Source organism: Streptomyces sp. NPDC088915, from assembly GCF_044749825.1.
Taxonomy (GTDB): domain Bacteria; phylum Actinomycetota; class Actinomycetes; order Streptomycetales; family Streptomycetaceae; genus Streptomyces.
The window spans coordinates 110,861-125,500 of sequence record NZ_JBIVIR010000005.1 but is presented as its reverse complement, the minus strand read 5'-3'; the positions used below and the strand labels follow the sequence as shown (position 1 = coordinate 125,500).

Genomic DNA, 14,640 nt, shown 5'->3' with positions numbered 1-14,640 from the left:
CAGATCACCGTCGTCATCGCCACGCAGCTTCGCTCCGACCGCCTGCCCTACCTGGAGGAGATGCACGCGAGCCTCACCCGGCAGACCGTGCCGTGGAAGGCCGTCCTCGTCCTCGACGGCGCCCCGCCCGAGAACGTCCCTGTTTCGATCGCCGCCGACCCGCGCGTCCGGGTTCTGGCCCTGCCCCGTCCGGTCGGCGCCGCCTGCGCCCGCAACCTCGGTCTGAACCTCGTGGACACCGAGTTCGTGAACTGGGCCGACGACGATGACGTCTTCCCCGACTGGAGCCTCGGCGTCCGGCTGGAGGCATTCACCGACCGCCTCGGGTGGGTCGCCGGGTACAGCGAAGACTGGCTGCCGGACGGCACGACCTGTCTGTGGGAGTGCCCCACGCCGCCCGGCTTCCACCCCGCCGGCGACGTGGTCACTTACTGGCCGCTCCCGCAGGACACCATCCCGATCGGGCCCACCACGATCCTGGCCCGCACGCGTCTCGTACGCGCGGCCGGCGGCATGGGCGGCCTCGTCCAGGGCGAGGACTACATGGCCGCCGTCGGTGTCACCGCCCTGGCACCCGGCGTCCTGCTGCCCCTGCCCGTCTACAAGTACCGCAAGCACGAAGGGCAGATGACGCAAGGCGAGCGGTACGACGAGCTGGAGCTCGCCGCCCGGCGTCACGCTCATGCCTACGGCCACGCCCTGCGCAACGCCTTCGTCGCCGCCCTGGCAGCGTGAGCATGACCGACACCGCGCTGCCACAGGCACGGCCGGACGCCGAGATCATCCTCAGCGTCAGCGCCACCGAGGGCCTCGTCGCCATCCCCGTGGGCGAGAAGTACTCCTACGGACACACCGCCCTCCGGTCGACACGCGCCTTCGAGAAGCAGAAGGCCGGCGTCCACGTCCTGCGCGACCTCAGCACGATGCGGGACATGATGCCCTCGCTCGCCCAGGCCGCAAAGCTCTATCGGGTCGCCCTGACCACAAGCTCCCGCCCGTACCTGGGGGACTATGCCCAGAAACTGGCACGCTGTCTGCCCGGCACCTGGACGACGACGGTCGAGGTCTACGCCCACCCGGTGTGGCAGGAGGACTGGCTCCCTCTGCTGTGGGACAGCGGTCAGCTCACCGAGGCAATGGAGCACTGCCGCGTCCCGTACGGCGCTGTCCTCACCAGCTCCGCGGGCGCGGAACTGCTCCTGATCGAACAGCCCGGCACCCCAGATCGCTACCTGCTCGGCGCGTGCGCGAGCAGCACCTTCGACGACAACTACGACAATCCGTTCGCTCCGCCGGCCATCGGGTTGCCCAAATATCCGAGGCTCGCCGCCGCCCAGGTGACGACCAGCTTCCTTCCCCGCTATGAGCACGCGGTGCACAAGCGCTTGTTGGCAGCGGTCGAGAGCGGGCACGGACGTCTGGAAGACCTCCGGCGCTCCGCCGGTGACGGACACGCCGAGAGCTCGAAGGCCGTGCTCCGCCAGCTTCGCCCCCACGCGGCGCATCTCCTCGACCGAATCTGGTGGGCCACCACCCCGGACCGGGCGGATGCCGAGGCGCTGGACCGGCTGCACGCTCTGCTCCGTCCGGGGCGAGGCGACCGGCCCTCTGTATTCAGGGCACCGGCCCCGCTGCCCTCTGCGTCGGCCGACGACGTGCGCCGATGGATCGCCGACGCCCCCGTACTCCTGAAGCACGCCCGGGCCGCCCTGCCGCCCCCGCCCGCGACCGACTCCCGCAGGGCGCTTCCCCCTTCGCCGCAGGCCCTCACCGCCCCGAGCACTTCGGGCCGCAGCCGTTGACCCGGGTCCCTCTCTCTCCCTCTCCCTTCGAGGACTTCCATGCCCCGTGTCCCCCATTTCCACTTCGGCCTCGACCCTGGCCTCGGTGTCGTAGCCCGACCGACAACAGAGGTCACACCGCACCTGGCCGCGTGGTTCCTGACCCGTGAGCAGTTCGAACTCGTGCCCGGCACCGCGGATCTGTACCGGCTCACCCGGCAGGACCACGATCCGTGGCGCCGAGGCCGGCAGGCCGTACACGATCTCCGCCGAGCCGGTTTCGCCGTCCAGGCGGACTACAGCCTCGATCCCGCCCAGTCCGCCCCGCCCCTTCCGGCGCGAGGCACCGGGCTGGCCGAGCGCCGAGCCCGCATCGCAGCGGCGGCAGCCAGCCGTTCCCCTCAGCGCCCCCTCACGACCACGCCCTCGGCAACGCCACCCGTTCCCGTCGCCGGACCGGCTCGTGCTGCTGTCTCGCGGGGGCGGTAACCCGTGGACGACCCGTCGATTCGCATCGTCCGTGAGCGCGGCGGCGAGGTGGAAGTCACTGGCCCTGTCGATCCGTTCGCCCTGGAGCTGCTTCTGAAGGCTGGCTTCCTGGCCCAGCCGACGCTGAGAGGCCCTTGGATCCGCCTCCCGTTCGACATGGGCGAGACCTGGGAGAACGACCGCGCCCAGTGGGCCGCCGACATGCTCCGCACCGCGCGGTACCCCGTCGTCCTCGACTCCAGTCTCAGCTCCCCCCCTTCCCCCGCCCCGCCTCATCCCCGCGCTCCCGCCCTGCGCGCGGCTCCGCCCCGGCGCCGCTGAAGCCCCGCCTTCCGGAGAACACCGTGTCCCCTACCGCCCACATCACTCTGTATTCAAGCCCCGATGACGGCATCGTCGCCCTGCCTGGCGGGCGAGGCGTCGACTGGGCCGTCATTGCCCTTGACCTCGCACGATTCGAGTCGGCCGACGAAGGAATCCACGTCCTGCCGATGTCCGACCTCGACCGTCTGCAGAAGGCTCTCGACACGCTCTACGCCAACGCACACCGGCTCGGGATCACGGTGAGCACCACCCACCAGACCTTCATCGGCGACATCGGGCGAAGCATCGCTGCCCGCCTGGATGACTCCTGGACGGTGGAGGCCGGCAACTGCGCGCTCTTGCCCTCGGATTCACGTAGCCGCCTGAACTTCCTCTGGGACTCCTTGGGGGGATCGCTGTCCTACGTCATGCAGTCGTACGCGGAGCAGGTATCGGCAGTGGCCTTCCTCCGCTCAGAAAGCGGCCTCGAACTGGCGGTGCTGCGGCGTCCGTGGGACGGTCAGATCGTCGTCGGCGCCCTCGCTCCGGATGCGCAGTTCTCCTCGCTGGGGACGGCGGCACCGGTCAGCGTCACCGCACCCGATGTCGCCGGTGTCCTGAAGAAGGTCACGGAGATACTCCTGCCTTCCTACGAACATGCCCTGGCGCAGGCACACTTCCGGCTCCTAGGACGCGTCCTTGATCAGATCCGGTCGGCCCGGGTGAACGGGGCCCTGCCCCGCGTCTGGGCGTTGAACGAGGACCTCTGCCAACACTGGTACGGCCTCGACCATCATCTACGCCGAGGCGTGTACGTTCCGCTGCCGAAGGCTCTGGACGATCTCCTCCGCGGGGCCGATGCAGCCCTGACCGAAGGCAGCGCGCAGGACGAGGAAGGAGCTGTTCAGCTCCTGGAGCGCTGGCTACAGCAGGGCACACTGCTCGTCGACCTGGTGCAGTCCCTCGATCCGGACTTCACTGCCTCCTCGGTCACACCGCCGGCACCTGCCCCCCTCCCGCCCGGGCCGCCACATCAAGGGCGCCGGCCGGGGATGAGCAGATGACGACCGCACGGACGTCGGGACCGGTTCTGAGGGAGCCGTACGTGGCCCGGCTTCTGGCCGGCACCATGGTCGCGCGGCTCCCGACGGGCATGGTGCCGGTCGTCCTCCTCCTTCTGGTCGCCGACCAGGGCGGGGCCGCGTCCATGGCCGCCCTGATGTGCGCGGCGTACGGGTTGGCCTCCGCGCTCGGGCAGCCGGCACTCGGCCGGGTCGTGGACCGGTACGGGCAGACGGCCGTGACCTGGACGGCTACCGGCGTCACCAGCCTGGCGATGCTGGCCATGCTCCGCATCAACTCGACCACGCAGACGCCGCTGTTCATCACCCTGGTCGTCCTCGCCGGCCTCTCCACCCCGCCGGCCGAGGCCAACCTGCGAGCCCTGTGGCCGAGCGTGCTGCCCGATCCTCAGCAGCGGCGTGCTGCGCTCGCCCTGGACACCGGGTCTCAGGGGCTGATCTTCATCGTGGGGCCACCGCTCGTCGCCGCCATCACCACGTTCGCGGGACCGGCCACCGCCATGGCCACGACAGCCGCGCTCGGCCTGGTCGGGGCGACGGTCGTCCTGACCGCCGCCCCGTCCCGGAACTGGCGCCCCAGTACGGCTGTGTCGTCCGGCCTCCTCGGCCCCCTGCATTCGCTCGGGCTGGTCGCTCTGCTCGTCGCCATGACCGGGACCGGCGTCGCGCTCGGTGCCCACACCGTCTGGGCCGTCGCGCTCGCCGAGCGGAGCGAGAGCGCTCTGCTGCTGGGGCTCCTGCCGGCGGCGCTGTCCGTCGGCAGCCTCCTCGGCGGCGCGCTCTACAGCCGACGGGCGTGGCCGGGCAGCCTCACCGGCCAACTCGTCGTCGCTGCCGTCGCCTTCGGCGCGTGCTGGCTTCCCCTGCTTCTGAGCCCGGGTTCGGCAGCGGCCGTCGCCGTGTCCGCCCTGCCGGGTCTCGCGCTCCCCGCGCTGGTGACCAGCGCCTTCCTCACCGTGGACGCGCTCGCCCCGGTCGGCACCGTCACCGAGGCGTACGCGTGGCTGATCGCCGCCATCGGCGTCGGCCAGGCCGCGGGAACGGCCTTCGCCGGCCAGCTCGCTGCTCACCCCCAGCTCGGAGCCGGTCTCCCCACCGCCGGAGCGGCGCTCACCGTCGCCGTGCTCGCCGCGGCGTGGAGCTGGATCTACGTGCCCGGCTCCCGCGCACCCCGTGGTCGGCACCGCCGGGTACCCGCGCACCGCTCGCGGAGGGCTTCGGCCCGCCCCGCCTGACACCCCACCGTTTTCCCGCCACCACCGATAGGAGACCCGCCTTGCCCGAAGCACCAGCAGAGCCGTTCATGCCGATCCGGCACACCACCACCGGCGAGATCACCACCACCGGCTACAACGCCGCTGCCCGGCGGATCCTGCTGCAGGACGGCTTCGAAGAGGCGCCAGGATGCGCCTGCCGAGCGACAGAACCCGGTACAGAGCGGACGCACGGGCCTGCTCGGCAGCCGGCGAACTGCTCGTCGCCGGACACCCTGAGCACCCGGACCGAGTCCTCGGTCGGCCGGTGAGCGCCGACGGTGCGCCCTGGTTGGCCCGTCGCCGCTCTCGGCACAGTCCGTGATCCGCTCCTAGACCGGCCGGCCTCTCCAGCGCATCGCCAACCCCACCCGCACCTGTTGAAGGAATTTCGTTTTGACCACACCCGTAACGCCTACACGCACCAAGGGCGGCGAGCTGCGGGCCAAGGTGGCCCGTCTGCTGGCGGACCGGCCGGCGGACAGGCTCACCATCGGGGACATGGCCAGGCAGCTGGGCCACTCCCACGGCGCCGTCCGCAACGCGGCGCTCACCCTGGTGCGACGCGGCGAGGCCGACCAAAGCGGAACCGGACAACCGGAGTTCCGTGCGAACGCGAAGACCGCCGCAGCCGCGCAGACCGCTGTGATCAGCCCACCGGGCACCCACTCTCCCCGTGCCCAAACGGCCACGGCCCGCACGACCATTACCGCAGCAGCCACGCCCAGGCAGGCTGGCCCGATCCGCCGCGCGGGAGGCCAGCTCTACCACCCCCGGGAGCTGGCCGATCTGCCCGATGTCGAAGCTCTGAATCGCCTGCGCGACGCCGACGTGCCGGTGTTGCTCTACGGCCCTCCGGGTACCGGCAAGACGTCGTTGGTGGAGGCGGCGTTCCCGGACCTGCTCACCGTCGCCGGTGATGGCGATACCACGGTCGGCGACCTGATCGGTGAGTACACCCAGGACGACGCGGGAGCCTACGTCTTCCAGTACGGTCCGCTGGTCACCGCGATGACCGAGGGCCGCGCCCTGCTGATCGACGATGCCACCCTGATCTCGCCGAAGGTCCTGGCGGCGCTGTATCCCGCGATGGACGGGCGCAGGCAGATCCAGGTCAAGGCCCACAAGGGCGAGACCATCAAGGCCGAGCCGGGCTTCTACGTGGTGGCCGGCCACAATCCCGGCGTCCACGGCGCGGTGCTGACGGAGGCGCTGTCGTCCCGGTTCAGCGTGCAGATCCAGATCGGTACGGACTATGACCTCGCCCTGGCGCTGAGGATCGACGCCCGGGTGGTCCGGGTAGCCCGACATCTCTCCCGCCAGGTCGAACTCGGCGAGCTGGGCTGGGCCCCCCAACTGCGGGAACTGCTCAGCTACCAGAAGACCGAGGCCGTCCTCGGTACCAATGCCGCGCTCGCGAACCTGGTCGGCATCGCTCCTCTGGAGGATCGCGACGCCGTCGCCGCCGCCGTCATCAAGGCCGTCGGCGTCAAGGAGGTCCGCCCCCTCACCCTCGGCAAGCAGCTGTCCGCCTCGGCCGTCCGGCAGCCCCCGGGCAGCACCGGCTCCGCACACCGGGGCCGTTCGCGATGAGCGCCCACCACCACGTCCAGTCCCCCACAACCACGCCGGACGACGACGCCGACCTCGCGCGATGGGACGACGACGGCGCCCCGCCCGCACGACCCCGCTCCTCCCCGGCCGCGTGGCTGCGCGTGGGAGCCGAACTCGGCGACCGGCTGGTCGCCCTCTCCGGCCGCCAGGACCTCCTCGTCACCTGCCGCCCCGGCACGCGCAGTGGCGCACCGGCCGCGTTCTTCCCCGCTCTGGGCGAGGTCGAGTTCGACGCCGGCCTGTTCGCCCCGTTGAAGCCCCACGAGATCCATCCGCGGATCGTGGGCGACGAGGAGCGGTATCCCGCCGCCTGGGGAGTGTTCGTCCACGAGGCCGCGCACGCGGCCCACTCCGTCTGGACGGCGCCTGCCGGAGCGAACCCCCGTGTCGTCGAGGCCGCGCTCCTGCTGGAGGAGAGCCGTGCCGAAGGCGCACACCTGACCAGGCGGCCCACGGACCGCACGTACCTGCGCACCAGCGCCCGGACCCTGGTCATGCCCGACATCGCCCGCCCCGCCCTTCAGGGCGTCGAGCACGCCGCCGCCGTGGCGGCCCTGATCCTCGGCCGCCGTGACGTCGGCATCCTGGACGCCGGTGAGACCCGGGCCGTCGCCGATCTGTGCGAAAAGGTGCTGGGCGCAGACCTGCTGGCCACGCTCACCCGTATCTGGACCGCAGCCCACCAGTGCGCCGACCACGATGCCACGACCATGCTCGCGCACGCTCAGGAATGGTGCGACGTTCTGGACATCGCGGCCCCCGCCCTGGCCGTGCCGGAGGGCCTTCCCGATCTGCTGTCCGGCGCCGTGGGGGTGGTCATGGACAGCGCGGCAGCCACCGACGACGCCGACCGCGCGGCACAGGACGCAGCGGCCAACGCCAAGGCCGCACAGTCCAAGGCGCAGGCTCAGGACCGCGCCCAGCGGGCCGGACAGCGACGCAAAGCCGCTGCCACCGCCAAGTCGGTCTTCAACGGCCGTGGCACCACCGTCGCCCCCGACGGCACACCGGCGCCCCGCAGCAACCCGGTCACCGGCACCCGCAGGCCCACCGCCGCCGAGCAGAGCGCCGCCGCCCGTCTGAGTCGCGCCCTGCGTGCCGCCGCCTACCGCGAGCGGACCGAGGAGCGGACCACCAGCCCCACCCCGCCCGGCCGCCTCAACATGCGCGCGGCCCTCGCCCGCGACGCCCAGCGCGCGGCCGGGGCGACACCCACGGCGGAACCGTTCACCCACACCCGCCGCCGAAACTCCCCCACCCCACCGCTGCGCGTGGGTATCGCCGTCGACGTCTCCGGCTCCATGCGTGCCGCCTGCGCACCCGTCGCGTCCGCCGCCTGGATCGTGGCACGCGCAGCAGCCCTCACCGACCCCGACTCCCGTACCGCCACCATCGCCTACGACCAGCACCTGACCGCGCTGACCCGACCCACTCACCGGGCACCGGAGCGCGTGACGACGTTCGAGGCCAACGGCGGCAGCCACAACCTCGGCGACGCCATCGACGCGCTCGACCACGGCCTCGAACTCAGCCGTCCCGGCGCCGGCCGCCTCCTCGTGATCGTCACCGACGCCCAGTACGGCAGCGACGAAACCGCTCAAGCCGTCACCCGCATCAAGCAGCTCACGACCGCCGGCTGCGCCGTACTCCAGCTCACCCTCACCGCAAGGTCCCTCCACTTGCCGGGGACCACCTTGCTGCACCTGCCCCGGCCCTCCAGCGCTCCCGCCGCCATCGCCACGGCGGCCACAGACGCCATCCGCAGGACGCGCTGAGACGACACAGAAGACAGAAAGCAGGAACAACCATGGCAATCAAGACCGTCTGGACCGTCGTCCACAGCTGTGGACACACCGTCCCCCACGACATGTCGACCCGGTCGGCCGACCAGCGAGCCGGATATGCCCGATGGCTCGCGGAACGGAAGTGCACCGAATGCTGGCGCGCCGAGCACCGGGCCGATGCCGCGAGCACCGCGGAGTGGCTGGCAGCCAAGCGCGCCGAGGAACAGGCCGCCGCGGCGGCGTGGGCCACCCAGTTCGACATGCCCGAGCTGGAGGGGCCCGGGAAGATCCTCGGCTGGGGCGAGCGCTGCCGGCACCAGCTCGTGACCAGCGCCTACGAGGCGCTCGTCACCGAGGGGACCTGGGACGAAGCCGACTGGGCACAGTTGGAGGAGCAGATCCGGCTGCTGACCCGAGCCGGTTGGTGGGTCGATCAGCGGGACGCCGACGGTGCGGATCTGCCGGAACTGCTCGACGCGGCGAGCGACCGGGATCGGCCCACGGAGAACCCTTTCCGGTAGCCGCGCAGCGCGCAATATAGCGGCGGATCCCCGGTTTCCGAAACCGGGGATTCTCCGGACCCTTTGTCTTCCACCGCCGCCCCGCGACCTCGTGGAAGGACCGTCCGTGCCTGAGACCCGCCCCGTGTACCTGCCGCACGACCCGCTCACCCCGAAGCGGGACATCACCCACGCCCACTTCCGCCCCGGCGAGCACGTGGTGATCTTCAAGGGAGCCGCCGACGGCCGACTGTGGGGCAACGCGATGAAGGTCGTCACCGACTCGTGGCACACGCCAACCGACGAGAACGGGTGGCGGCTGCTCGACCCGAACGGCGGCCACCGCTCCTACGTCACCGCCCACCCCCGCTACATGGTGCACCTGTCCACCCGGTGCCCCGAATGTCTCGTGCACCAGCAGGCCCTGCACAAGTACCTGGTGCCGCGCGTCGGAACCGGCGAAGAGCCGGTCGACTGCCGCTGGTACTCCGTGACCGCGCTGAACCAGCTGGTCCACGTCGCCGACGCCGGCCACGCAGGGCGATAGCCAGCAGGACCGCGTCCCCTCCGCCTTCCCCTACCTGTCTGTCCGACAGCGAGCGAGAACATGATCATTCACCTGCACCGGAACGGTTTCGAAGCCGCCGATGCCCTGGCCGACGCGCTCGGTCGCCCCCTCAGCGCAAACGAAGGGCTCACGACCGAGCCCGGCGGCACCGTGGTGGCCTACTGGGACCAGCTCGACCGGTACACCGACGAAAGCCGGTACTGGACGACCCCGGAGTGGGCCCAGCACCTCGCCGATCCGCTGGTCGAGCACCCCTTCGCCGCCGCCCCGGACGGCTCCCGACGCGCGATCCTCCACCTGTACGTGCGCCTGCATCCGCTGGACCGGGAGCTCTCTCCGGCCGAGTGGTCCGAGATCGGCCACCGGCTGGCGCGCACGGCCGGCCTGGCTCCGCCCGGCGACGACCGGGCCTGCCGCTGGGTCGCCGTACGGGACAAGGCCAACCGCATGGACCTGATCGGCAACCTCATCCGCCTCGACGGCACCTGGGCCACCACACCCCGCCGCCTGGCCGAAGCCCTGGAGGTGGAGGCCCGACGAATCGAAGCCGACCTGCTTCTTCACACCGGACCCCCGTCAGTCCAGGGGCCGGCGCCCGCAGCAGCCCGGCCGACCGCCGCCGCACCGGCCCGCACTCCGGCTGCGACAAGTCCGCTCGCGGGCATCCTGACCCAGCTCGCCGCCGAGCAGGCCGGGCCGATCGCGGCGGTGCGGCAGCTCGTCGAGCAGGTCGGCCGCCAGGCCGCCGCCCTGCCCGGCCACGAGACCGCCGCCGCCGGCCGTGACCTGTTCTGGGCGGCCCGCCGCCTCCACGGGGTGCAGGATCAACTCGGCCAGATCGCCGCCCGCCTCACGCCCACCCCGCCTGCCCCAGGCCCGGCGCTCACGCCCCCGCACACCGCTGCACCGTCCCCAGCGGCGCAGCGGTGACCGCGGAAGACACAAGGGCCGAGCAGACGGTGGTCATCGTGCGCGATCTGGCGACCGACGTGATCACCGCAAGCGGCGGGGACGGTCTGGCCCACGGCATCCTGGAGCGCTCCTTCTTCCTGAGGGAGACGCACGGGGTCACCTGGCACCGGATGTCCCCCACGGTCACGCCGGAGGAAGAGCAGGCCGTCGCCCGTAGGGCCGTGGCACGCCTCCAGGCCGCCGGGTACCGGGTCCTCGCCTCTCCGGAGTTCGCCTGGGAGGGCACCGAGGCACGCTACGTGACGACGGGCCGGGAGATCGAGAACCTCGCCGGCCGGATCCGCGAGGCCGCCTCCGCGGACGACCTCACCTTCGAGCTCGCGGAACTCACCGCGACGCACGACGGCATCGTCGCCTCGCTCGGTCTGGTCCTGCACGCGCTCGCCGACGCCTACGACCGGTTCAGCAGACCGGAAGATACACGCTGGGGCACCCGCCTGCGCAGCGAGGCAGACCACGAACTTCGCCTCCTTGCCACGGAGTTGCGGAGCGTACGCGCCACCCTCGCGGACCGCAGCGCGCCGCCGGACCGTCGCGGGCCTCACCCCCCGCCGGCCCCACCAACGTCTACCGCCTTCGGACGGACCCGATGACCTTCCCCCCTGCCCCCTCATCGAGGAGCCCATGTCCCTCCCCCGCACCCTCCCCGGCGACGACCGCGACCTGGAATCGTTCGCCACCGTCCTCGCCGAGAACCTGCCCGGCACCTGGACGGTCGAGTACCACCCGCACCAGCACTACGAGGAGCAGCTCCAGCACGCCGAAGACGTCTGGGACCTCAACCTGGTCAGCGGCGCCATCGCCGAGTTCGTCCTGCGCGAGGACGCCCACCTGATCCGGCAGGACGGCACCCGCCTGTACGTCACGATCCGCCCGCTGCACGACGACGAGTTCCTGGTAGCGGCCATCGCCCCGACCGGATCGATCGCCGCCGCAGCATTCGAAGGAGTTCGCGAGCCCGACGGAATCGCCGTGCCGGCCGACCCCGAGCGGGCCTCCCACGCCGTCACCGCCGACCTCCTGCCCCGCTACGAAATCGCACTCGCCCAGGTACGCCACGCCGCCATGAACCCCCCGCAGCCCGCAGCCCGCCCCGACACGACGGTCGTGATGACCTGGCGGGAGGACGGCTCCCTCGCGGCGACGACCACCGCCCGGCCCGCGTCCGAGGTACTGCTCGCCGAGGGCTTCGTGTGGGAGACCGCCTCGAACGCATACGTACTGGCCGGCGACGACACCCGCGCCCAGGGCCACGCGGTCCAGGCCGCCGGCGCCCGCCTCGCCCGCCTCGGCATCGGTACCGCACTGCGAACGACCCCCCGCCCCACGGCTGATATCGCCCTTCCGGCATCCCAGCCCGGTGGCCGAGCGGCCGCCCGCAACCGGTGACGCAGGCCCGTACCCCACGCCCGTCCGTCCCTCCGCTCGATCCGGTCCGCCGGCCTCGCCTTGCCGTCTTCGTCCTTCGTCGCTACCTGCGCACGGCGGTGGTCAAGGCGGGCGGGGCCAGCCACCTTCCTGCGCGTCCGGCACCACCCACCGGTCCGGCTGCTCCCACCTCCCGCCGAACCCGCTGACCAGCTCGCGGGCCGATCCCTTGGAACGCCATGAACCTGTCCGTCACCGACGACGCTCTGCTCGACGGCGTCGTCCAGTACCTCGACGAGCTCGCCGACCGCCTCCAATGGGCCGACGCACGGCGGACCGCGCAGATCCTGGCGCGGGTCGTGTCCACGGAGCACGGCGTTATCGCGAACTTCCTTGGCCTTGTCAGCGCTGGCAGCCAAGCGTCCCAGGATCACGCCGCGGACGGAACGTTCCCGGCGGAGACGTGGCTGGCCTTCGGCCGCGCCGCCAACACGCTGAGCAACCTCTCCGCCGATCTTGAGGAGTACCAGGAGGTCTTCGAACGGGTCGGCAAGCAGCCACCCGCAGCACCCTCCGCTCCGCCGAAGGCCACCGCGTTCGTCGCCCGGGGGCGGCACCGGTGAGCACACAGCGACAGAAGTGGTCCGGCTGGGGCGACCAGCAGACCGCCCAGCAGCACTACCTCATCGAGCCCCGGTACCTGGCCGGCGGCGGGGACCTGAGACACATCACCGAATACCTGCGCGCCTCCGGCTGGAAGGACACCACCCCCCGGTCGTCCGCCGCCCTCGTCTTCGACTCCCCCGACGGGGCCGTCCGTGTCGCCTACCAGCCCCCCGGCGGCTGGCAGATCCACGGCACCGCCCAAGGACACCAGTCAGCCTGGCAGGTCACGCTCACCGCGCAGACACCGGTGGAGATCGTCGCCGGCCTCACCGACGCGCTGACCAGGGAACGCTCCGCCCATGCCCCCAACGTGTGGGCGCCGCTGTCCGAGCACGATTGGTCCACCGACACCGGCCAGGAGTACACCGCCGTCAGCCCCACCCGGGACGCCTTCGTCCAGTACGTCGGTACCGGCCCTGATCAGCACTGGTGGATGGGTGCCCGCAACGAGCACGGCGCGGTGTGGAACCTGCAGGCCACCCCGACGACCCCGCTGCACCTGCTGCAGGGCCTGACCGAGGCTCTGGCCTCCCCGGAGCCGGTGATGCGACCGCGCGGGCACGTGCCGCCGAGCAAGCGCATCCGGGTCACCTCCGTGTCCGTACTTCCCGAACAGCTCAGGGGCTGGCAGCAGGCGCGCATCACCGCTGCCCGTGCAGCCACCTGGGCACGTACCTCCGTCCGTGCCGTCCGGCCCCGCACGAAGAACCGCCAGCACGTCCCCCACTGACCCCAGGACCCCCGTGCCTTCTTCGCTCTCACGTCTTGCCGCCCCGAATTCGGCTGAGGTCGACGCCGTCGAGTTCGCGCAGGTGGTCGCGTGGCTCTGAGTTCCGCCCAGCGGGCCTCCTACAGCCGCGACCACCTCTCGAAGATCCCGTTCCTCACCGAGCCCCGGCACCTTGCCGGTCCCGGCGATCCCCGGCACGTCACCCACGCGCTGCTCGCCGCCGGATGGAGCGTCGCCTCCGCCCCCGGTGACCCCCGCACCGTTCTGACCGGTCCCGCCCAGACCCGTCACCGGGTCACCCTCGACCCGCTCTCCCCTTCCTACTGGCAGATCGAATCCGCCGACTGGAGCTGGTGCGCGTCCTTCGGACAGATGGTGCCCGCCGAGATCGTCGCCGGATTCACCGACCGCCTCGTCGCCGGCACCCCACGCAGCAGCATCGGCCCGTGGGCGCGGATGGAGAACGCGGGATGGTCCGTCGAGCGGCGGCCCAACGACACCCGCGAAGCCCGTTCCCCCGGCCCTCATCAGATACGGACCGAAGTCGTCCAGGTCTACGAGGGGACCCCGGAGCAGATGGCCTGGAGGATCGAAGTCCTCCCGGAATACGGCGGGGCGCCGGCCTGGCGCATGTGGATCAGCGGCGCGATCCCGGAGTACCTGCTGGACGGCCTCGCCGAGCAGCTCGTCACCACCACCCCTGTCGTCCGCGGCATGTACGACCCGGAGAGCCACGGCGCCCTGCAGGAACCGAGCGGCCTGTCGCCCGAGCAGGTGGTCGAAGCGCACTTCGCCCGCGTCGACGCCTTCGGCCGGCGGGTCCGGGCCCATCGCCGCACCCGCCCGGCGGTCTCCCTGCCCGCACCGGCCGTGCCCTCCGCCCCCGCTTCCGTCTCCCTTCGTTGACCTTCGAAAGCCCCCTCGTGCCCCACCCTTCTCCTTCCGTCCCCCTGTCCCCGGACCGCACACCGCCGATCACCCGGCTCTCCACCTTCCTGCTGCAAGGCGATGCCGTGATGGCCGCGTGGGAGCGGTTCGACGACGAAAACACCGACCTCGACGGCTGGCCGTACGACCAGGACACCTACGACGCCCGGCAGGCTGAGAAGAACGCCTCCCTCTGGCGCCGCTTCTCTCCCCTGCGAGGGCAAGCCGCCGCCCTGCTGGACATGGCCGAGACGTCCGCCGGCCGCCTCGCCGGCAAGTCCGGCCAGGCCCGCTGGAGCTGGCAGCTCGCCCATCTGCGCGGGGCCCTCGAACGGGTCGACACCGCCCACACCGAGTACGAGCGGGTGGTGGCCGATCCGTCCACGAGCCCCGAGGACCTCGTCGCAGCAGCCGCCGCACGCAACAAGCTCGCGTCCGACGCCCTGGTCGACTGGCTCACCCACGGGCGTGCCGTCCTGGAGATCCACGCGGCCACCGTGCGGGCCGGGCAGACCGGCATCCGCCTCACCACCCGCACGCCGCACGCCGCCACCCCGGCATCGCCCGCCCGCCGCCGCTGAACTCCCCTTCTCCCTCTCCCTC

The 14,640-nt window shown here is 71.9% G+C and carries 17 protein-coding genes; all 17 read left to right on the top strand.

Annotation, left to right across the window (positions count from 1 at the left end; genetic code table 11):
• Positions 1-3: 3 nt before the first annotated feature.
• The 17 genes from ACIP5O_RS10955 to ACIP5O_RS10875 all read left to right on the top strand — a co-directional run bounded on the left by ACIP5O_RS10955 (position 4) and on the right by ACIP5O_RS10875 (position 14,618).
• Positions 4-735 (top strand): glycosyltransferase family 2 protein, encoded by a 732-nt coding sequence (locus tag ACIP5O_RS10955; RefSeq protein ID WP_401291934.1) that lies wholly within the window; start codon positions 4-6, stop codon positions 733-735.
• Positions 732-1,802 (top strand): hypothetical protein, encoded by a 1,071-nt coding sequence (locus tag ACIP5O_RS10950; protein WP_401291244.1) that lies wholly within the window; start codon positions 732-734, stop codon positions 1,800-1,802. The genes ACIP5O_RS10955 and ACIP5O_RS10950 overlap by 4 nt, the downstream gene beginning before the upstream one ends.
• A gap of 624 nt (positions 1,803-2,426) precedes the next feature.
• Positions 2,427-2,591 carry a hypothetical protein gene (locus ACIP5O_RS10945; protein ID WP_401291242.1) on the top strand — a complete coding sequence of 55 codons (165 nt, stop codon included), beginning with the start codon at positions 2,427-2,429 and terminating at the stop codon, positions 2,589-2,591.
• A gap of 23 nt (positions 2,592-2,614) precedes the next feature.
• Positions 2,615-3,637 (top strand): hypothetical protein, encoded by a 1,023-nt coding sequence (locus ACIP5O_RS10940; protein WP_401291239.1) that lies wholly within the window; start codon positions 2,615-2,617, stop codon positions 3,635-3,637.
• A 41-nt stretch (positions 3,638-3,678) separates the two neighbouring features.
• On the top strand, positions 3,679-4,890 hold the full coding sequence (locus ACIP5O_RS10935) for an MFS transporter (RefSeq protein ID WP_401291237.1): 1,212 nt from the start codon (positions 3,679-3,681) through the stop codon (positions 4,888-4,890).
• A gap of 68 nt (positions 4,891-4,958) precedes the next feature.
• Positions 4,959-5,180 (top strand): hypothetical protein, encoded by a 222-nt coding sequence (locus ACIP5O_RS10930; protein ID WP_401291931.1) that lies wholly within the window; start codon positions 4,959-4,961, stop codon positions 5,178-5,180.
• 178 nt (positions 5,181-5,358) lie between these two features.
• The gene (locus ACIP5O_RS10925) at positions 5,359-6,501 is read left to right on the top strand and encodes an AAA family ATPase (RefSeq protein ID WP_401291929.1); all 1,143 of its coding nucleotides are present in this window, start codon (positions 5,359-5,361) and stop codon (positions 6,499-6,501) included.
• Positions 6,498-8,297, top strand: coding sequence for a hypothetical protein (locus ACIP5O_RS10920; protein WP_401291234.1), 1,800 nt, complete (start codon positions 6,498-6,500; stop codon positions 8,295-8,297). Before ACIP5O_RS10925 ends, ACIP5O_RS10920 begins: the two co-directional genes overlap by 4 nt.
• A 32-nt stretch (positions 8,298-8,329) precedes the next feature.
• Positions 8,330-8,827: a hypothetical protein gene (locus tag ACIP5O_RS10915; protein WP_401291232.1), complete on the top strand. Its 498-nt coding sequence runs from the start codon at positions 8,330-8,332 to the stop codon at positions 8,825-8,827.
• A 106-nt stretch (positions 8,828-8,933) separates the two neighbouring features.
• A complete protein-coding gene (locus ACIP5O_RS10910; RefSeq protein ID WP_401291230.1) occupies positions 8,934-9,353 on the top strand; it encodes a hypothetical protein in 420 nt (139 codons plus the stop codon).
• 60 nt (positions 9,354-9,413) lie between these two features.
• On the top strand, positions 9,414-10,304 hold the full coding sequence (locus tag ACIP5O_RS10905) for a relaxase/mobilization nuclease (RefSeq protein ID WP_401291228.1): 891 nt from the start codon (positions 9,414-9,416) through the stop codon (positions 10,302-10,304).
• Positions 10,305-10,342: 38 nt separating this feature from the next.
• Positions 10,343-10,939, top strand: coding sequence for a hypothetical protein (locus ACIP5O_RS10900; protein WP_401291225.1), 597 nt, complete (start codon positions 10,343-10,345; stop codon positions 10,937-10,939).
• A 31-nt stretch (positions 10,940-10,970) separates the two neighbouring features.
• Complete coding sequence (locus ACIP5O_RS10895; RefSeq protein ID WP_401291223.1) at positions 10,971-11,735, top strand: hypothetical protein; 765 nt, start codon at positions 10,971-10,973, stop codon at positions 11,733-11,735.
• 218 nt (positions 11,736-11,953) lie between these two features.
• A complete protein-coding gene (locus ACIP5O_RS10890) occupies positions 11,954-12,337 on the top strand; it encodes a hypothetical protein (protein ID WP_401291220.1) in 384 nt (127 codons plus the stop codon).
• Positions 12,334-13,110 (top strand): DUF317 domain-containing protein, encoded by a 777-nt coding sequence (locus ACIP5O_RS10885; RefSeq protein ID WP_401291218.1) that lies wholly within the window; start codon positions 12,334-12,336, stop codon positions 13,108-13,110. Before ACIP5O_RS10890 ends, ACIP5O_RS10885 begins: the two co-directional genes overlap by 4 nt.
• A gap of 90 nt (positions 13,111-13,200) precedes the next feature.
• On the top strand, positions 13,201-14,016 hold the full coding sequence (locus tag ACIP5O_RS10880; protein WP_401291215.1) for a DUF317 domain-containing protein: 816 nt from the start codon (positions 13,201-13,203) through the stop codon (positions 14,014-14,016).
• Positions 14,017-14,033: 17 nt separating this feature from the next.
• Positions 14,034-14,618, top strand: coding sequence for a hypothetical protein (locus ACIP5O_RS10875; protein WP_401291213.1), 585 nt, complete (start codon positions 14,034-14,036; stop codon positions 14,616-14,618).
• The last annotated feature ends 22 nt before the right edge of the window (positions 14,619-14,640 follow it).